Raw genomic sequence first — 18,858 nt, 5'->3', positions numbered from 1 at the left:
AATGGTTCTGTAATGATGCTGCCTTTTGGAACGCTGTTATCGTCAAGTAACAATCTTTCTTGACGCTCCGTCAATAGAAACAGAGGTGGAGCGTAGAGGCGCGTTACTCCGACGCTGTCGGCGCCTGCGGTGTTACGATTTGCCAACTGCCGTCGTCATATCGTATCGCGCAGGAGGTTTGCGACAGGGCGGGCAAGGTAGAGGTGGCGGCACGCGGCGCCACAGAGGCGACATTTGCGGAACAGCGCGGGATGCTGATCGGGCGATAGCCCTTTTCCGCCATGCACATGTCCAGCACGCGCCGCCGCAGGTCCTGATTCACATCAACCGAATAGAGACCTCCATCCGCCCAGTAGCCGGGATTGTAGTAACAGCCGTTTCCGGTGCAATAGCGGTTGCCGGGAAAGTAGATGGGGGGGCGCTGCCGGATCTGGTTGGCCACCGGCGCGTCCCTGAGCGCCTCGACCTCGCAGCGAGTCGCATCAGACTGCATCCGGGTGACCTGTATGCCGGGTTTATAGTAGAGCGACAGCGGTCCGCATGCGCCAACCACAAGTCCCGCCACGATGATCCGCATCAGTGTCTTCATGGTTTCAGTCTGCATCAACCGAAGGCGGGTGACAATTGAATTGACCCTACAGGGGGCTTCTGTCATGCCAATGAACGCAGAACACCGGACCGAGGGTCAAAGCGCATGAAGGTCATCATTTGCGGTGCCGGTCAGGTTGGCTGGCAGATTGCGCGTCACCTGTCAGGCGAATCCAACGATGTCACCGTTGTGGACAGTAACCCTGATCTGGTACGTCGCGCGACAGATTCACTTGATGTTCAGGGGATTGCCGGTTTTGCCAGCTATCCGGACGTGCTCGACCGGGCAGGGGCGCGAGACGCGGACATGATCATCGCCGCCACCTATTCAGACGAAGTGAATATGGTGACGTGTCAGGTGGCGCATTCGGTGTTTGCGATCCAGCGCAAAATTGCCCGGTTGCGCTCGCAGTCCTATCTGACGGCAATCTATTCCGATCTCTATCGTCGCGATCATCTGCCAATTGACGTTGTTATCAGCCCCGAGCGCGAAGTTGCCGCTGCCGCGATGCAGCGGTTGGCGGCACCCGCAGCGTTTGACACCGAAACCTTCATGGACGGCAAGGCGCAGTTGCTGGGCATTGCCATTGATGACGAATGCCCGGTGATCAACACTCCTCTACGGCAGTTGACCGATCTGTTTTCGACACTGCGTTCAATCGTGGTGGGCGTGCGCCGGGAGGGCACGTTGTTCGCGCCAGAGCCGAACGATCAGCTGTTTGTCGGTGATGAATGTTACGTCTTTGCCCATGTCGATGATGTCGGACGCACGATGGAAATTTTCGGCAAAGAACAGTACAAGCAAGAGCGACTGGTCATCGTCGGCGGCGGAAACGTTGGACTGACGGTCGCCAAGACCCTGGAAACACGCCAGAAACGCACGCGTGCCAAGGTGATTGAAAAAAGCCGGAAATGTGCGGAGCTGGCCGCCGATGCGCTTGAGCGGACCATCGTTCTGCATGGTGACGGGTTGGATGCGACCTTGTTGCGCGAGGCTGGGATTGACCGGGCCGATGCGATGCTGGCGGTGACCGATGACGACAAGACCAACATGCTGGCGGCGGTGCGCGCCAAGTCCGAAGGCTGCCCCTATGCCATTGCCTTGATCAACGACCCGACACTGGTGCCAATGATGGCCCCGCTGGGGATTGACGCCTACATCAACCCGCGCGCCACCACCGTCAGCTCGATCCTGCGCCATATCCGGCACGGGCGCGTCCGTGCAGTCTATTCTATCGGTGATGCCGAAGCCGAAGTGATTGAAGCGGAAGTGATGTCGACCTCACCACTGGCTGGCCAGCGGATCCGCGATATCGACTTTCCGGAGGGCGTCCTTGTGGGCGCGATCATGCGCGAAGGCGAGGTCATGCGCCCGACCGGAGGCCTGCGGATCGAGGAAAAAGACGTGATCGCCCTGTTTGCAATGGCTGATGATGTGCCCGAGGTCGAGCGGCTGATGCAGGTCTCGATCGACTTTTTCTGATCATGAGGGCCGAACAAAATCCCACCGGGCCGCTATGGCGTTTGCCGCTGTCCCTGTTGATGTGGGGCGTCTTCTCGGCCTCCATGTTTGTACCCGCCGCCTATGCGGTCGTGCGGAATAACCATCCGGCGTCACAATCGTTTTTCTATTCCGGATTGCTGGGAATGATCTGCGTCATCCTTATCGGGCTGGCGCTTGGCGATCGGAAACCGCGCTTTGGCACCCTCGGGCAGCTTCTGTCGCTGCTGTTCGCTTTTGCGATTTTGCCGGTGTTCCTTGCGATTCCACTGCATGACGCGTTGCAGACAACGTCGTTTCTGAATGCCTATTTCGACATGGTCAGTGCCATCACGACCACGGGCGCCGATCTTTTTGCCGACCCCGAACGGTTGTCACCACCCTTGCACCTGTGGCGGGCGCAGGTCGGTTGGATGGGTGGCTTATTGATGTGGATCGCGGCATCGGCAATCCTTGCGCCATTGTCGCTTGGCGGCTTTGAGGTAACGACACGGGGCGAGCCTGGCCGAGCGGCCTCCGGCCCCAGCATGATTGCCCGCGCGGACTCGCGCAAACGGTTGCTCCGGTCGACGGTGATCCTTGCCCCCATCTATATCGGGTTGACCCTGACCTTGTGGGTGTTGCTGCTGATGTCTGGCGAACGATCGCTGACGGCGCTGTGTCATGCGATGTCCGTCATGGCCACATCGGGCATTTCGCCGGTCGGCGGGATCGAGGGCTCGACCTCTGGGATCGCTGGCGAGGCACTGCTGTTCCTGTTCATGTTCTTTGCTCTGTCACGCCTGACATTTTCGAACGATACGACCAACACGACGGGCTTCCGGCGGCTCGAAACCGATCCGGAATTCCGCATTGGCTTGCTTTTGGTTTTTGGTCTGCCGACGCTGTTGTTCCTGCGTCATTGGCTGGCATCGCTCGAGGTGACCGAGGGCGAGAACTTCATGCTGGCGCTGCGTGCCTTCTGGGGGTCGATGTTCACGGTGATCTCCTTTCTGACCACCACAGGGTTTGAAAGTGCCGACTGGCAAGAGGCGCGGCAATGGTCCGGCCTTGGAACACCCGGTCTGATCCTGCTTGGCCTGTCGGTCATCGGAGGTGGCGTTGCGACCACAGCGGGTGGGGTCAAGCTGTTGCGGGTTTACGCGCTGTATCTGAACGGGCTGCGCGAGATGGAAAAACTGGTCCATCCTTCGTCGGTCGACACAGTGCATCGCGCGGCCCGGATCCAGAAGAACGGAGCGTTCATCGCCTGGGTCTTTTTCATGCTGTTCGCGATGTCGCTGGCGGTGATCAGCCTCGCGCTCGCAGCACTCGGGGTCAGCTTTGAACATGCCATCGTCCTCAGCATCGCAACGCTGTCCACCACCGGGCCGCTGATCGAGTTTGCACCCGAAACGCCGATCAAGTTGGCCGAATTGGGTGATGTGGCCAAGGTCATCCTGTGTGCCGCGATGATGCTCGGCCGCCTTGAAACACTGGCGATCATCGCACTTTTTGCGCCCGGCATGTGGCGCAATAACTAGCTCGATCCACGCCGCGCGTAACAGGCTGATTTTTTGGGTGGAAGTTCCCTGCGTGCCACGACATACTCACGCCTTAGGGGCAATGCCGGTCCGCGGCATTCGGCAAGAACAATGGCGAGAATTTCAAGTATGGCATCCGACAGACAGAATCTTCAGGACGCATTCCTGAATCATGTGCGTAAGACCAAGGTTCCGGTCACCATTTTCCTTATCAATGGCGTTAAGCTGCAGGGCGTTATCACGTGGTTTGACAACTTCTGTGTGTTGCTGCGCCGCGACGGGCAATCCCAGCTGGTCTACAAGCATGCGATCTCGACGATCATGCCTGCACAGCCAATCAGCCTTTACGAGGGCGAAGACGCCACTTGATGGACCATGAACGGGTAGCGACCCGAGCCTGGGTGCTGCATCCAGATATCCGAACCGATCCAGATCGCCGCGCGAGTGCGCCGGCGCTTGAGGAGGCTATTGCGCTGGCCGCGGCGCTTCCTGATCTGGACGTGGAAGGTGGGCAAATCGTACCTTTGCCCAAGGCCCATCCGGGTATGCTCTTTGGCAAGGGCAAGATCGAAGAACTGAAAGCACAGTTTCACGCGGCCGAAATCGAGCTCGTTTTGATTGATGGGCCGGTGACGCCGGTCCAGCAGCGCAACCTCGAAAAGGCCTGGGGTCTCAAGCTTTTGGACCGCACCGGGTTGATCCTCGAGATTTTCAGCGACCGCGCGCGCACCCGTGAAGGTGTGTTGCAGGTCGAAATGGCCGCGCTGTCCTATCAGCGGACCCGACTGGTGCGGGCGTGGACGCACCTTGAACGGCAACGCGGCGGACTCGGATTTGTTGGCGGTCCCGGTGAAACCCAGATCGAAGCTGACCGCAGGGCAATTGACGATCAGTTGGTGCGCCTGCGGCGGCAACTGGAAAAAGTGGTCAAGACCCGCGAGTTGCATCGCAAGGCGCGCGCCAAGGTACCGTTTCCGATTGTTGCGCTGGTCGGATACACCAACGCGGGCAAATCAACCTTGTTCAACCGCCTGACCGGGGCCGAAGTGATGGCAGAGGACATGCTCTTTGCGACGCTCGATCCGACCATGCGCCGTGTTGTGCTGCCGGACGGTCCCGAGGTCATCCTGTCTGATACCGTTGGTTTCATCAGCGATCTGCCAACCGAGCTTGTCGCCTCTTTCCGCGCCACGCTGGAAGAAGTGCTTGCTGCCGACCTGATCGTGCATGTACGCGATATAAGCCATGCCCAGACCGAAGAGCAGGCGAGGGATGTCGAGACGATCCTCAGTTCACTGGGCGTTGATCAAGAGCGCGCCCAGATCGAAGTCTGGAACAAGCTCGATTTGCTTGACAGCGAAACACAGGATGCACTGCGGGCCCGCGCGGCGCGGGACGATGGGTTGTTCTGTTTGTCGGCCCTTACCGGCGATGGGATCGACGCGCTGCTCGCCGCGATTTCCGAGAATTTGCAAGGCACGCGCTTTGCAGAAGACCTGCATCTGAGCTTTTCCCAAGGCCGCCAGCGCGCATGGCTGTTTCAGCAGGATGTGGTCCAGACCGAAACTCAGACCGATGACGGGTTTGACATTTCAGTGATCTGGACCGCGCGCCAGCAAGCTCAGTTCAACGGGCTCTAGACACGTTCACGCCGGTGCGGCAATCACGGCTCCTTGGGTTCAAGGATTGTCGTGCCCACAGCTGCTGCGCGCGCAAGGTCCTGGTCCAGCGACATCGGTATGTATTCACCGCGTCGCCAGAGTTGTGCCAGATCATCGTAGTGGCGCGACAGGAAATGTCCTGACTGCCCGGTGGAAATGATGAACACTGAACTGTCCGGATCCGCAAAGTCATAGACACCGCGATAGCCGGCACCATGCACATTCTCAAAAGGTGCGGGGTCTTCGCCTGAGGTCAGCCCACGCAGCAGCGTGTTGTCTCCACCACTGGTCGATTGGCGGATATTGACGAAATATCGCAAAATTGGAACGGTGCCCAGAACTGGGTGGTCATGGGTCGCCTGATGGGCGTCGCCCCAACGCAGGCTTTCCAGAGCCGTGCCATAGGTGTCACCAATCCAGTACAGCGCGTCGTCAAGAGCAAGGCGCGCCATGTCGGTACAGGTTTCTACCGGGGCGCTTTGGCGCACGTCACACCACACGCTGGCCCCGTCGATGTCGCGATAGACCCGCTCGATGAACAGCGGGTCCACATGATTGAATTCATCCGCCAGCGGCCCCAGTTCATCGCGCATCAATCGTTCGTTCAGCGCCCGCAACCATGCCGCATAGATCAGCGGTTCCGGCAGATGCTCGTTCATTTCGCCGTTCCAATCGGCTAACAGAGACAACGCAACCTGTCGCTGCCTATCCTGCGTGCCCTCGGGCGCGGATTCGCCGGTGAACCACAAGTCGGCCCCGATCAACGGGAGCAGTGATCGGGCGGTAAAGCTGACCGGATCAAGTTGTGCCTCGATGAAACTGTCGCGTGTGTGGACTTCGCGCGTTTGCATGAGGCGCTGCCAACGGTTCACCCGCTGGGTGTCGCCCCAGACAAATGAAATGTGATCCGGAAATGGCCGTTCGATGATCTTGTTGTTGGTATTGCCGAGAATGCCACCGCGCGGTGAAATAAACTCGGGGTTGGAGGCATAGGGCATCCGGCCTTGCCAGCGGTTTTCCAGCCGCCAGCCCTGCGACGGCATGCGCCCCCGGCTCTGATGCTTTGGATCCCGACGCGGAACCGCGCCGATCAGCTTCAGGGCGATGGTGTCCTTGTCGATCAAGGATAGGTTCTGCGCCGGTCCGATATAGCCCTCGTTGAGCTCGATCGCTTCCTGAACCGACTTTGCCTCCATCATTGCCATCGCAGCGGACAGCGACGTGTCATGAGGGCTGAGGGCCGTCCAACTCAGCGAAACCACATGGCCCGGAGGGGTGATCGTGTCCAGATCATATTGGCTGCCGGGTAGCACCGGTCCGTTGTCGGTCCAGCGCAAGGTCAGGGTGATCGGCGGTGCGTCCTTGATTTCAATGATCGATGGGCGGCTTTCGAAGGGTTTGTAGCCGTCCGGCGTCAGGTATTCTTCCGGGTTGTCGGGATTCAACTGTTCCATGAACAGGTCTTGATCATCGAGGTAGGAGGAGGTCAGCCCCCATCCGAGCGTATCGCTGCGCCCGGTCATAATCACCGGAATGCCGGGAATGGTGCCACCGATCACGCCACCACTGGCAAGCTCCAGTCGCGCCAGATACCAGATTGACGGGGCGCTGAAACCAAGATGAGGATCATTGGCCAGCAGCGTCCCACCGGCGGCAGAGCGAAACGGGGCCGCCGTCCACGCATTTGACGCCCCGGCCATTCCCCGCGCCGCGACCGGCGACAAGAGGGAACGCTGTGATTGCGACGCTTCGGCATAGCGGGGCAGGCCGGGAAACAACTCGGAATACTCGGGCAGGGAGGCGACGCCTGTCCCCGGCGCATCAGGAAGCACGTCCAATATCCGCGCCGGGTCGTTCAGCATCAGCGAGACCCGCGCCCGCAGAACCTCGTCGACGGCGTGTCCCGACAGTTGCAACGCCATCAGCTTTACAATGGCGAGCGAATCCGTCGGGGTCCATGGGGCGATCGGAGCGTTGAACAGGAACATCTCTGGCGCACCTCGGCCCAGAGCATCCTCGTTGATCTCGGCGAGGCGGGCGTTGACGCCTGCCGCATAGGCATTCAGCGCCAGCAAAGTCTGGTCATCCTGAGCGCCGACCGAACGCGCCGCAAGCCGATAGATATCCAGCCGGCGCAACAATCGGTCGGTCGAAACCGTACGCTGGCCGAACACCTCGGACAATCGACCCTGCGCCGTGCGCCGCATGGTGGTCATCTGCCACAAGCGGTCCTGCGCATGGGCATAGCCCAGACCAAAGAACACATCCGGGTCGGTTTCAGCAAAGATATGCGGTACATCGGCGTTGTTTCGCACGATCTCGATCGGCGCGGATGGCCCGACGACCCGCACGGTCCGATCATAGTCGGGCAGGGATTGACCCGCCAGATAATAGATCAGCACGACCATCATCACCACCAGCCCGATCAGCACGGCGGCGATACGCAACAACCAACGAAAAACGATGCTCATACTGTCCTCACGATGATCGTCGACTCAAGGTCGGCATTTGGCGATTTTGTCTGCTTAGGATGCCTGTTAGATACTGTCGCAATCTATTTCAAACGGGTTCGAAGGGAAAGCACATGGCGAAACTGGCGTTTCTGGGTCTCGGGGTCATGGGATACCCCATGGCCGGGCATCTCAAGACGGCCGGGCACGAGGTGACAGTGTTCAACAGAACACCCGCCAAGGCCGAGACATGGGTCGCGGAGCATGGCGGCGCGCAAGCCGACACGCCACGCGAAGCGGCGCAAGGTGCCGAGTTTGTGATGTCCTGTGTCGGCAACGACGATGACCTGCGCAGCGTCTGCCTTGGCGAAAACGGGGCGTTTGCGGGCATGGAGCCCGGATCGGTTTTTGTCGATCACACCACAGTGTCGGCAAAAGTCACGCGCGAGCTCTATGCCGCCGCCGAAGAGGCCGAGATCGGTTTTGTCGACGCGCCAATCTCGGGTGGGCAGGCCGGGGCCGAAAACGGGGTGCTGTCGGTCATGTGCGGTGGCGATGCCGCGATCTATGACCGTGCGGAACCGATCATCGGGGCCTATGCCCGGATTTGCCGGCGAATTGGTGACAGTGGTGCTGGCCAAATGACCAAGATGTGCAACCAGATCGCGATTGCGGGGCTGGTGCAGGGATTGTCCGAGGCGTTGCATTTTGCAGAAACGGCGGGGCTTGACGGTCGGGCGGTGGTCGAAGTGATCAGCCAGGGCGCGGCAGGGTCGTGGCAAATGGCCAACCGTTATGAAACGATGCTGGACGATCACTTTGAACATGGGTTTGCCGTCGACTGGATGCGCAAGGATCTTGATATCTGCCTTAGCACGGCGGATGAAACCGGCGCATCCTTGCCTGTGACGGCACTGGTCGATCAATTCTACAAGGACGTGCAGCGGATGGGTGGTGGTCGCTGGGATACGTCCAGCCTGATAAGGCGACTTCGCGCAGCAGATTGACGGCGCTCAACCCGACTAAGGTTAGAAAACCGAGCCTTGTTGTCGCGTCGCCCATTTGCAGGGCGACGCGCGTTCAACCGTAGATCAGGGAATGATGCGGGTGTACTTGGCGCCTTCGAGCGAGGCACCGGCATAGAGCCCCGCCTGACCAAAGATCGCCGCCAAGATCGGTGCCGTCAGTACATTGGTGTCCGTCGAGGCGGATTCGCCACCTTCTGGGGTCACATAGTCAATCTCGGCCCCGGCTGTCCAACCGCTGGAACGACGGAAGCCCTCAAGCGCATCCTGCGTCATGAAGAACAGGACATGCGCGTATTGCTTGGCCCCGATCTGAAAACCGGCGCTGGCCTTGGTATTGGAATAATAATCCACTGTCACGTCATTGACCCGAAGTGCACCGCGCCCATAGCCGCCGCCAAAGCCGAACCCTGCTTCGGTCACCAGCGGCATGATCAGCATGCCGTTGGATTTTGCCGCGAGGTCGCGCGTATTGGGATAGGTTCGATACATCTGAGCCAGAGTGGCATCGACGCGCGCGTCGATGGTCGCGGCGCCATTACTGCCGATTCCGTTGCCGCAGGCGGCAATCAGTGTCGCTCCGGCCAACGCGCCGAGGGTAAATCCGCGCCGGGTCAAGGCCACAGGTGGCATGGGGTTTTTGATGATGCTGCTCATGTTAATTTTGCCTGTAAATGTTTACCTGTTTTGGCCGTTTTGATCGGCCTTGTCGCAAAATATACGCAAGATCTCGCGCATTGTCACGATACAAGGGGGGCGACTCGGCGACTTATCGCTGCCAGTTATGGCGTGACGGGCGCAAATCGGACTGGTCCGCGACGCGTTTGATGACCCGTTCAGAGTATAAAGTCCGCCTCGGTCAAGTCGATCAACCCGGTAAGGTTGATCTGCATGTCCGCCAGTTGATCGCCGTCCAAATCTGCCTGCACCCGCGTTTCGCCTGCATCGTGGGAATAGGTGACGCTGGCCAGTCCGGCTTGGAAGCTGCCCGTGCCGCCGTATGCAAGTGTGGAACCAGCCAGAGGTGACAAGTCAATTCGGTCGTGACCCTGCTCGAAATCACGGATCAGATCGGCTTCTGCGCCAACCGCGCTATCTTCAATGCTTTGAAACAGGAAATGATCGTCGCCTTCATTCCCGGTCAACTGATCTTTGCCCTTTCCGCCAGCAATCACGTCGTTACCCAGTCCACCCTTCAGGTCATCATCGCCCTTGCGGCCAAACAACCTGTCGTTCCCGGCACCTCCGCGCAGGAGATCGCAGTCGGTGCCACCGGAAAGCCAGTCATCGCCATGCCCACCGATCAGCCTGTCGTCGCCGCTTCCGCCTTTGAGCAAGTCATTGCCCAACTGGCCCAGCGCAAGATCATTTCCGCGTGCACCATCAAGCACGTCATCCGCAGAGCGGCCTTCGAGGGTGTTATCGGCGTCGTTTCCGATGATCTCATCCGCGCCGGATCCGCCAATCGCATTTTCGATAAGCGACTGGGGATCACCTTCGTACTGCAAGGCGTTGTATATGTTCCCTTTTGCGTAGATATTTGGCCCCAATTGCGCCAGTTGCGCATCGCCAAAACTCGAATGCTCGCCTGGCGCAAGATCTACCGTTACCGGGGCCTCATAGGCGCTCAGGTCATAGGTGTCTTCGCCGTCACCATCCCAGATTGTTGCAAATATCCGGTTTCCAGCGGCTTCGAGGGCGCTGGTCCCATCGACAAAGGTGTCACCTTTTTGGGGCATCCATGAATAGACGGTGTCCCCGTCGTTTGTATCGAAATTCGCGCCATAGAGATACTGCAGGGCGGCGATGTCCAGCATCATGAAACTTTGCGCATATCCAATAGCTTCGTTGCTATATGGTCCTGCAGCGGCCCCTTCGTATGATCGATAGGTCATCACCGTGTATTCCATCGAGTCAAATTCCACGGGCACTGTGCCGAATGCAGTGCCCTCGTGCCCGTGGACAAGCCCCAGAGTATGTGCGGTTTCGTGGATCAGGGTATGATGGGCATAATTGCCGGGTCTGGGGTTGGTATAATCATAGACGTCGGTATGAACCCAGACGTCGCCCGAGGTCTGGAACGTGCCCGGGTAATACGCCCATGCAGTGCCAAAGTTGTATGGGTCCATACCGGTCTGGGCCAATCTTATGGTTGCGCTTGATGCCGGGCCGGGGGCGATGTCTAGCGCAGTGAAACCTTCGACGGCAAATCCGCTATGGGCTCCGCTGCCGTCATCAGCGTCGAGACTTTTTGTGAATGAGTCGATCATGAGGGGCGACGCAGGCAAAAATTCTTGATTTTCGCCGCCACCATACCCCGGCATGTAGGCACCGACATGGCGCGGAAGGCTGTAAGTGATCTCGTCACCGAACCAGTGTTGAGTGTGCAATATGCCGTCGATACGTATATCGCCCGATGCGCGAACCGGCCCGACCAATGCGTTGACGCCGCTCACGGCGCCGTTCCATCAAAGGAAAACTGATCCAAAAACATGATGCATACCGCCTATTAAAAACCAACTACAGAAGCATCGGAGAAATAACCGACGCACATACAAACAAAGCCCGCCCAGCGGGATAACCGGCCGGGCATCCACAACACAAATGTGCCGGATTCCCGATTAGAGACAAGGTAGTGGATCTCCTACCTTGGCACAACGACCTCACAAATGGGTGACAAGTGCCTAAGCGCTCATCAATCGCGCTGCGTCAGGGGCGAAATAGGTCAGGATGCCGTCACAGCCCGCGCGCTTGAACGCCATCAGGCTCTCCATCATCACCCGTTCACCATCGATCCAGCCGTTTTCCTGCGCCGCCCGGATCATCGCGTACTCGCCGCTGACCTGATAGGCAAAGGTCGGAGCGCCAAAGCTATCCTTTACGCGACGGCAGATATCCAGATAGGGCAGGCCGGGTTTGACCATCACCATGTCGGCACCTTCATTCAGATCGCGTTCGATCAGGCGCAGCGCCTCGTCCGAATTGGCGGGATCCATCTGGTAGGTCTTCTTGTCCCCACTCAACGCGGCCGAAGCGCCCACCGCATCGCGGAACGGGCCATAAAAAGCACTGGCATATTTTGCTGCATAACTCAGGATCATCACGTTCTGATGTCCTGCGTGCTCAAGAGCGGCACGGATTGCACCGATGCGCCCGTCCATCATGTCACTGGGGCCAATGATGTCCGCCCCGGCATCGGCCTGCGCCAGTGCCATCTTTACAAGGGCCTCGACGGTCTGGTCATTGACGATTTCACCTTCAACCACAAACCCGTCATGGCCGTTGATGTTGTAGGTATCCAGCGCCACGTCGGTCATGATCGCGATTTCGGGCACCGCAGCCTTGATCGCGCGAATGGCGCGGTTGGTGTGATTGTCCGGATCCCACGCCCCGGCACAGTCTTCTGTCCGCTCTTCAAGCCCAGTGTACGGAAAGAGGCAAATCGCCGGAATGCCGAGATCGGCAGCCTCTCGGGCGGCAACGACCGCCTTGTCGACACTGCGACGCATCACGCCGGGCATCGATGGAACCGGTTCTTCGATCCCGACGCCCGCACGCACAAAGATCGGCCAGATGAGGTCCTGGACCGACAGCGCATTTTCTCGCACGAGGCCGCGCAGCGCGGCAGACTGGCGCGTCCGGCGCAGGCGCGCCGCGGGAAAGGGGGCAACGGTGGGTTTCATGGCGCACTCTCCTTGAACAATCCGTCATTGGGTGGCATGGAATGCCGTCATCGGCAAGAGCAACGCGGGTCCGCCTGCAAATCGAGCCGACAAGCGGAACCGAGGACAGCGCGTGGATTGGTACACATCCATATTCGAACTGATCGACATGCGGTCCTTCTCGAACCTATGGTTCTGGATCGCTCTCGCCGTGTTCTGGTCGTCGGCCAGCCACTGGGTGATCGGTGTCCCCTTTGACATGGTTCTACGCGCCCGGCGTGTCGGCGGACAGGCCGAGCAGGATCTGGAGACGATCACGCGGGTCAACGTCAATCGGCTGCTCTATATCGCACGGGTCTCGGGCATCTGGCTTCTGGGGTTGACCTGTTTCATGCTGTCAGGGCTCGCGATGCTGGGCTTCTGGTATCGGATGGAGTTTGCGCAAGCAGTGCTTTTCCTGATGTTTCCAATGTCACTGGTCGGGGCGATGAGCTTTGCGACCGCCCGCCGGATCGAACAGGAGTCTGCCAAGGGCGAGCTATTGCGAAAACGTCTCGCACGGCACCGGTTCTTTACGCAGGTGATCGGGATGATCTCTATATTTTTCACGGCGCTCTGGGGCATGTACCAGAACCTGACCATTGGCGTCCTGGGCGGCTAAGACAGCAAACCGAGCGGAGCAGAAAGAGATGAAGCCATCGGGACATATCACCGTCGGCGGAGCCCCCGAAGGCTTTGACGCGCGACTTATCCTCGACGAGGTCGCGCGCGAGAACGCCCCGGTGATTCATATCGCCCGTGATGACAAGCGTCTCGTGGCCTTACGGGCGGCGTTGGCATTCTTTGCGCCCGACATGCCGGTCATGACCTTTCCGGGCTGGGATTGCCTGCCTTATGATCGCGTCTCACCGCATGCGGACATTTCGGCGGCGCGGATGGCGACACTGGCGGCATTGGTACACCAGATGCCCGATCGATTCGTCCTTTTGACCACGCTCAACAGTGCCACACAGCGGGTGCCGGCCCGCGATGTCCTGCGCGACGCTGCCTTTACCGCGCGCGTTGGAGACCGGATCGACGAAACCGCGCTGCGCCAGTTCCTTGTTCGGATGGGTTTCAGCCAAAGCCCGACCGTCATGGAGCCGGGCGACTATGCGATCCGCGGTGGAATCATCGATATCTATCCGCCGGGCGAGGGTGGGCCGGTGCGGCTCGACCTGTTCGGCGATGTGCTGGACGGGGCCCGTCGTTTTGACCCGGTGAGCCAGCGCACGACCGAAAAGTTGGACGTGGTTGAACTGGCCCCGGTCTCCGAAGTCATTCTGGACGAGGCGGCGATCACCCGGTTCCGTCAGAATTACCGGATCGAATTCGGGGCAGTTGGCACCGATGATCCGCTATACGAAGCCGTCAGCGCCGGACGCAAGCATCAGGGGATTGAACATTGGTTGCCGTTCTTTCACGACCGTCTGGAAACACTGTTTGACTATCTGCCCGGTGTCGCAGTCACGCAGGACGATCAGGTAACGCCCTCGCGGCTGTCCCGCTGGGAGGGCATTCAGGATCAGTACGAAACCCGCAAACTGGCGATGCAGGCAAAATCGCGGATCGACAGCGTCTATAAACCTGCGCCGCCGGAATTGCTCTACCTGACGGACCTGGCGTGGCAGGACGCCATCGCCGACCGACGCGTGTTGCAGTACCACCCGTTGCCGCAAGCGACAGGACCGGGCGTCATCGACGCGGGCGGGCGCATCGGCCGCAATTTTGCGCCCGAGCGGCAACAGGAACAGATCAGCCTTTTTGGCGCGCTGGCCGATCATATTCGCGCCAGAATGCAGGTGGGTCCGGTTGTTATCGCGTCTTATTCCGAAGGTGCGCGCGAACGTCTCTCCGGGCTCATTGAGGATGAAGGTCTGGCCGAGACCATCGCCATCCCCAATGCGCCACGCATCGGCAAACGCGGGCTGCATCTGGCGGTCTGGGCGTTGGAGCACGGGTTTGAAACCGCAAACCTCACGGTGATCGCCGAACAGGACGTGCTGGGCGACCGGCTGATCCGCACGGCTCGCAAGCGCCGCAAGGCCGAGAATTTCCTGACTGAGACCCAATCACTCAGCCCCGGCGATCTGGTGGTGCATGTCGATCACGGCATCGGACGCTATCAGGGGATGGAAGTCATCACCGCCGCCGGTGCAGCACATGAATGTCTGTTGCTGGACTATGCCGAAGACGCGCGGCTGTACCTGCCTGTTGAAAACATCGAATTGCTCTCGAAATACGGGCATGAAGAGGGGTTGCTCGACCGTCTTGGCGGCGGTGCTTGGCAGGCGAAAAAGGCCAAGCTCAAGGAACGTATCCGCGAGATGGCCGACCGGCTGATCCGGGTTGCCGCCGAACGTGCCCTGCGCAAGGCGCCGGTGCTGGAATCCGAGCATCACGCCTGGGAGGCGTTCTCTGCCCGGTTCCCATATCAGGAGACCGACGATCAACTTGCGGCCATCGCTGACGTTCTTGGCGATATGGTCAGCGGTAAGCCGATGGACCGGCTGGTCTGCGGCGATGTCGGCTTTGGCAAGACCGAGGTGGCAATGCGCGCGGCCTTTGTCGCGGCGATGTCCGGTGCTCAGGTGGCGATTATTGCCCCCACGACCCTGTTGGCCCGCCAGCACTATGCGAGCTTTGCAGAACGGTTTCGCGGTTTTCCCTTTCAGGTCAGGCAATTGTCGCGATTCGTTTCCGCCAAAGAGGCGCAGCTTGCCCGCGACGGGTTGGCACGCGGAACCGTGGATATCGTCATTGGCACCCACGCCCTGTTGGCCAAGGGCGTGCGGTTCAAGAACCTCGGGCTTCTCATCATCGACGAAGAACAGCATTTCGGCGTCACGCACAAGGAACGCCTGAAACAGCTGCGCAGCGACCTGCACGTGCTGACCCTGACCGCCACGCCGATCCCACGGACGCTGCAACTGTCACTCTCTGGTGTGCGCGATCTGTCGATCATCGGCACGCCACCGGTCGACCGCTTGGCGATCCGCACCTATGTCAGTGAATTTGACGCGGTAACCATCCGCGAGGCGCTGTTGCGCGAACATTATCGTGGGGGGCAATCGTTCTACGTGGTCCCGCGCATCTCGGACCTGCCGGAAATCGAAGCCTTTCTGAAAGAGCAACTGCCCGAACTCACCGTTGTTGTCGCACATGGTCAGATGGCGGCGGGCGAGCTGGATGACCGGATGAACGCGTTTTACGATGGCAAGTTCGACGTGTTGCTTGCGACGACCATCGTGGAATCCGGCCTTGATATTCCGACCGCCAATACGATGATCATTCACCGCGCGGACATGTTTGGTCTGTCGCAGCTCTATCAGATTCGGGGGCGAGTCGGTCGCTCCAAGACCCGCGCCTATGCCTATCTGACCACCAAGCCGCGCGCCAAGTTGACGGCCACTGCAGAGAAACGCCTGCGCGTGCTGGGGAGCTTGGATACGCTGGGGGCAGGGTTTACACTGGCCAGTCAGGATCTGGATATTCGCGGGGCTGGGAACCTGCTGGGTGAAGAACAATCCGGCCAGATGCGCGATGTGGGCTATGAACTCTACCAATCCATGCTGGAAGAGGCGATTGCCAAGATCAAGGCCGGTGAGCTTGAAGGTCTGAGCGACGCAGACGATCAATGGGCGCCGCAAATCAACCTAGGTGTACCGGTTTTGATCCCGGAGACATTTGTGCCGGATCTGGATGTGCGTCTTGGTCTGTATCGCCGTCTGTCTGCGCTCTCGACCAAGGTCGAACTCGAAGGGTTTGCCGCAGAGTTGATTGACCGGTTCGGAAAGCTGCCCAAAGAGGTGAACACCCTGCTTTTGGTGGTGCGGATCAAGGCGATGTGCAAGCGTGCGGGCATCTCCAAACTCGATGGTGGCCCCAAGGGCGCGACGATCCAGTTCCACAACGACAAGTTCGCCAGCCCCGAGGGGCTTGTCTCGTTTATCCAAGACCAGCGCGGAATGGCCAAGGTGCGCGACAACAAGATCGTCGTGCGTCGCGATTGGAAAAAGGACAGCGACAAGATCAAGGGCGCCTTTGCCATCGCCCGCGATCTTGCGGAAAAGGTGATCAAAAAGAAGAAGGCAGGGTGAGGATTTGAAGCGATCAGGCCGGGTTTTGAGAAACGGCCATTGACGATCATTCATTGCACAGCCCCTTGCCTCGGGACCGAACGATGTGGCACAGCGATGCAACGCAAGACCAAACTGCCGTGCGTGGTAAGGTCAGAGGTCACAAACCCTTGAAAATAAGGTGTTAGAGTTATGAAATTCCTGGACCTCGCAAAGGTCTATATCCGGTCTGGTGCAGGTGGAAACGGCTGTATCAGCTTCCGCCGCGAGAAATATATCGAATATGGCGGTCCCGACGGTGGTGACGGCGGCAATGGTGGTTCGGTCTGGGCCGAGACCGTTGACGGGCTGAATACGCTGATCGATTTTCGGTATCAGCAGCATTTCTTTGCCAAGAATGGCCAGCCGGGCATGGGGCGTCAGCGCACTGGCAAGGATGGCGACCAGATCGTGCTGCGCGTTCCGGTCGGGACCGAGATTCTGGACGAGGATCAGGAAACCGTCATCGCCGACATGACCGAAGTCGGTCAGCGCGTGCAACTGGCGCGTGGCGGCAACGGTGGGTTTGGCAACCTGCATTTCAAATCCGCGACCAATCAGGCACCGCGCCGGGCAAATCCCGGTCAGGAAGGCGTTGAACGCACGCTGTGGCTGCGCCTGAAGCTGATCGCCGATGTCGGATTGCTTGGGCTGCCCAATGCAGGGAAATCGACGTTTTTGGCGGCAACATCAAATGCCAGACCCAAGATCGCGGATTACCCGTTTACCACGCTGCACCCGAACCTTGGCGTCGTAGGCGTTGATAACGTTGAATTTGTCATTGCCGATATTCCCGGTCTGATTGCCGGAGCGCATGAAGGGCGCGGCATTGGTGACCGTTTCCTGGGGCACGTAGAACGCTGTGCCGTGCTGCTGCACCTTGTGGACGGAACGTCCGAGAGCATCGTTGAGGATTACCAGACCATCATCGGCGAGCTTGAAGCCTATGGCGGCGAACTGGCGGACAAGCCGCGCATTACCGCGCTCAACAAGATCGACGCGCTGGATGACGAAGAACGTGCCGCTGCACTTGCGGAACTGGAGCAGGCAACGGGCGGTTCAGTAATGACCATGTCAGGGGTGAGCCGCGAGGGTGTGCAGGACGTGCTGCGCAACCTGCGCTCGCAAATTGACGCGGATCGGCTGCGCCACAAGCCCGATACCGAGGCGGAACCGTGGCGTCCCTGACAAGTGCCCGACGTGTCGTCGTCAAGATCGGATCGGCACTGCTGGTTGATCGCAACACTGGCGCACTGCGGGCGGATTGGCTGAAAACACTTGCCGATGACGTGGCCTGGCTGAAGCGCGGCGGGGCGGATGTGATCCTTGTGTCATCCGGGTCCATTGCCTTGGGACGCGGTGCACTAGGGCTGCCAGCCAGCGATCTGGCGCTGGAACAGTCACAGGCCGCTGCAGCGGTAGGCCAGATCCGCCTTGCCCGCGCTTATGAAGAGGTGCTCGCCCCACATGGCATCACCACGGCACAGGTCTTGGTCACACTGGAAGACAGCGCAAACCGGCGACGGTATCTGAACACACGGGCCACGCTGGAAACGCTGCTCGGACTGCAAGCGATGCCGATCGTCAACGAGAATGATACCATTGCGACGGACGAAATCCGCTATGGCGACAACGACCGTCTGGCGGCGCAGGTTGCCGTGACCGTTGGTGCGGACCAGTTGATCCTGTTGTCGGATGTCGACGGCTTTTACACAGCCAACCCCGCGACGGATCCGGATGCCACGCGCTATGAACAGATCGACACCATCACGCCCGAGATCGAGGCGATGGCAGGCGATGCAGGGTCTGGCCTCTCCAAAGGTGGGATGAAGACCAAGCTGATGGCAGCCAAAATGGCAACGGCTGGTGGTTGCGCCATGGCGATTACCGAAGGTTCGATCTTCAACCCCTTGCAATCGCTTGAAAATGGCGCGAATGCCACTTGGTTCACAGCCCAGCTTGATCCGCAGGCCGCGCGCAAACGTTGGATCGGTGCGATGAAGCCACGGGGGATGGTCACCGTGGATGCGGGGGCCGCGCAGGCGCTGAGCCGCGGCAAGAGCCTGCTGCCTGCTGGAGTCGTCAAAGTGGCTGGTACGTTCGGTCGGGGTGATCCGGTCGAGATCACCGACCCGGAAAATCACAAGATCGGGCAGGGACTTACGCGCTATACCGCGTCGGAATCACGGACTATCATGGGGTGCAAATCCTCGGATATTGAAGGCCGGCTAGGTTATCCGGGCCGGGCCGCTTTGATCCACCGCGATGATATGGCATTCTAGATACCTCAT

14 protein-coding genes are annotated in these 18,858 nt (G+C 59.5%); 9 read left to right on the top strand and 5 right to left on the bottom strand.

The window, feature by feature from the left end:
- Nucleotides 1–103: 103 nt before the first annotated feature.
- Complete coding sequence (locus ABJO75_RS26140) at nucleotides 104–589, bottom strand: hypothetical protein (RefSeq protein ID WP_348125410.1); 486 nt, start codon at nucleotides 587–589, stop codon at nucleotides 104–106.
- Nucleotides 590–694: 105 nt separating this feature from the next.
- On the opposite strand from ABJO75_RS26140, the gene trkA reads away from it, so the two are divergent.
- From trkA to hflX, 4 genes are all read left to right on the top strand, one after another.
- Entirely contained in the window at nucleotides 695–2,071 is a 1,377-nt protein-coding gene (gene trkA / locus ABJO75_RS26135; protein WP_348125408.1) for a Trk system potassium transporter TrkA, read from the top strand.
- 2 nt (nucleotides 2,072–2,073) lie between these two features.
- Nucleotides 2,074–3,612 carry a potassium transporter TrkG gene (locus ABJO75_RS26130; protein ID WP_348125406.1) on the top strand — a complete coding sequence of 513 codons (1,539 nt, stop codon included), beginning with the start codon at nucleotides 2,074–2,076 and terminating at the stop codon, nucleotides 3,610–3,612.
- A 129-nt stretch (nucleotides 3,613–3,741) separates the two neighbouring features.
- On the top strand, nucleotides 3,742–3,981 hold the full coding sequence (gene hfq, locus ABJO75_RS26125; protein ID WP_027260655.1) for an RNA chaperone Hfq: 240 nt from the start codon (nucleotides 3,742–3,744) through the stop codon (nucleotides 3,979–3,981).
- Nucleotides 3,981–5,252 (top strand): GTPase HflX, encoded by a 1,272-nt coding sequence (gene hflX / locus ABJO75_RS26120; RefSeq protein WP_348125404.1) that lies wholly within the window; start codon nucleotides 3,981–3,983, stop codon nucleotides 5,250–5,252. Before hfq ends, hflX begins: the two co-directional genes overlap by 1 nt.
- Nucleotides 5,253–5,275: 23 nt before the next feature.
- Here hflX and ABJO75_RS26115 read toward each other — a convergent pair whose 3' ends face one another.
- Complete coding sequence (locus tag ABJO75_RS26115; RefSeq protein WP_348125402.1) at nucleotides 5,276–7,744, bottom strand: penicillin acylase family protein; 2,469 nt, start codon at nucleotides 7,742–7,744, stop codon at nucleotides 5,276–5,278.
- A gap of 113 nt (nucleotides 7,745–7,857) precedes the next feature.
- Between ABJO75_RS26115 and ABJO75_RS26110 the strand changes: the two genes are divergently transcribed.
- Entirely contained in the window at nucleotides 7,858–8,730 is an 873-nt protein-coding gene (locus tag ABJO75_RS26110) for an NAD(P)-dependent oxidoreductase (protein ID WP_348125400.1), read from the top strand.
- Nucleotides 8,731–8,814: 84 nt separating this feature from the next.
- Here the strand turns inward: ABJO75_RS26110 and ABJO75_RS26105 are convergent, their stop codons facing one another.
- From ABJO75_RS26105 to hemB, 3 genes are all read right to left on the bottom strand, one after another.
- Complete coding sequence (locus tag ABJO75_RS26105; RefSeq protein WP_348125398.1) at nucleotides 8,815–9,405, bottom strand: YSC84-related protein; 591 nt, start codon at nucleotides 9,403–9,405, stop codon at nucleotides 8,815–8,817.
- Between the two features lie 179 nt (nucleotides 9,406–9,584).
- A complete protein-coding gene (locus tag ABJO75_RS26100; RefSeq protein WP_348125396.1) occupies nucleotides 9,585–11,204 on the bottom strand; it encodes a M10 family metallopeptidase C-terminal domain-containing protein in 1,620 nt (539 codons plus the stop codon).
- A gap of 228 nt (nucleotides 11,205–11,432) precedes the next feature.
- Nucleotides 11,433–12,431 (bottom strand): porphobilinogen synthase, encoded by a 999-nt coding sequence (gene hemB, locus ABJO75_RS26095; RefSeq protein WP_348125394.1) that lies wholly within the window; start codon nucleotides 12,429–12,431, stop codon nucleotides 11,433–11,435.
- 112 nt (nucleotides 12,432–12,543) lie between these two features.
- Between hemB and ABJO75_RS26090 the strand changes: the two genes are divergently transcribed.
- The 4 genes from ABJO75_RS26090 (at nucleotide 12,544) to proB (ending at nucleotide 18,849) form a co-directional block, all read left to right on the top strand.
- Nucleotides 12,544–13,071: a component of SufBCD complex gene (locus ABJO75_RS26090; protein ID WP_348125392.1), complete on the top strand. Its 528-nt coding sequence runs from the start codon at nucleotides 12,544–12,546 to the stop codon at nucleotides 13,069–13,071.
- Nucleotides 13,072–13,099: 28 nt separating this feature from the next.
- The gene (gene mfd, locus ABJO75_RS26085; protein WP_348125390.1) at nucleotides 13,100–16,549 is read left to right on the top strand and encodes a transcription-repair coupling factor; all 3,450 of its coding nucleotides are present in this window, start codon (nucleotides 13,100–13,102) and stop codon (nucleotides 16,547–16,549) included.
- Between the two features lie 171 nt (nucleotides 16,550–16,720).
- Nucleotides 16,721–17,755 carry a GTPase ObgE gene (gene obgE, locus ABJO75_RS26080; RefSeq protein ID WP_348125388.1) on the top strand — a complete coding sequence of 345 codons (1,035 nt, stop codon included), beginning with the start codon at nucleotides 16,721–16,723 and terminating at the stop codon, nucleotides 17,753–17,755.
- Nucleotides 17,743–18,849, top strand: a complete 1,107-nt coding sequence (gene proB, locus ABJO75_RS26075; RefSeq protein ID WP_348125387.1) for a glutamate 5-kinase — start codon at nucleotides 17,743–17,745, stop codon at nucleotides 18,847–18,849. Before obgE ends, proB begins: the two co-directional genes overlap by 13 nt.
- Nucleotides 18,850–18,858: the final 9 nt, after the last annotated feature.

This window comes from Sedimentitalea sp. (assembly GCF_039973035.1).
Classification (GTDB): Bacteria; Pseudomonadota; Alphaproteobacteria; order Rhodobacterales; family Rhodobacteraceae; genus Sedimentitalea.
This window is presented reverse-complemented; position numbering and strand designations above follow the sequence as displayed.

Excerpts from the sequence above, each read along its gene's own strand:
- hfq (WP_027260655.1), top strand. The coding sequence starts at position 3,742 with ATGGCATCCGACAGACAGAATCTTCAGGACGCATTCCTGAATCATGTG.
- ABJO75_RS26140 (WP_348125410.1), bottom strand. The coding sequence starts at position 589 with ATGAAGACACTGATGCGGATCATCGTGGCGGGACTTGTGGTTGGCGCA.
- mfd (WP_348125390.1), top strand. The coding sequence starts at position 13,100 with ATGAAGCCATCGGGACATATCACCGTCGGCGGAGCCCCCGAAGGCTTT.
- hflX (WP_348125404.1), top strand. The coding sequence starts at position 3,981 with ATGGACCATGAACGGGTAGCGACCCGAGCCTGGGTGCTGCATCCAGAT.
- ABJO75_RS26110 (WP_348125400.1), top strand. The coding sequence starts at position 7,858 with ATGGCGAAACTGGCGTTTCTGGGTCTCGGGGTCATGGGATACCCCATG.
- trkA (WP_348125408.1), top strand. The coding sequence starts at position 695 with ATGAAGGTCATCATTTGCGGTGCCGGTCAGGTTGGCTGGCAGATTGCG.
- ABJO75_RS26130 (WP_348125406.1), top strand. The coding sequence starts at position 2,074 with ATGAGGGCCGAACAAAATCCCACCGGGCCGCTATGGCGTTTGCCGCTG.
- hemB (WP_348125394.1), bottom strand. The coding sequence starts at position 12,431 with ATGAAACCCACCGTTGCCCCCTTTCCCGCGGCGCGCCTGCGCCGGACG.
- obgE (WP_348125388.1), top strand. The coding sequence starts at position 16,721 with ATGAAATTCCTGGACCTCGCAAAGGTCTATATCCGGTCTGGTGCAGGT.
- ABJO75_RS26105 (WP_348125398.1), bottom strand. The coding sequence starts at position 9,405 with ATGAGCAGCATCATCAAAAACCCCATGCCACCTGTGGCCTTGACCCGG.
- ABJO75_RS26115 (WP_348125402.1), bottom strand. The coding sequence starts at position 7,744 with ATGAGCATCGTTTTTCGTTGGTTGTTGCGTATCGCCGCCGTGCTGATC.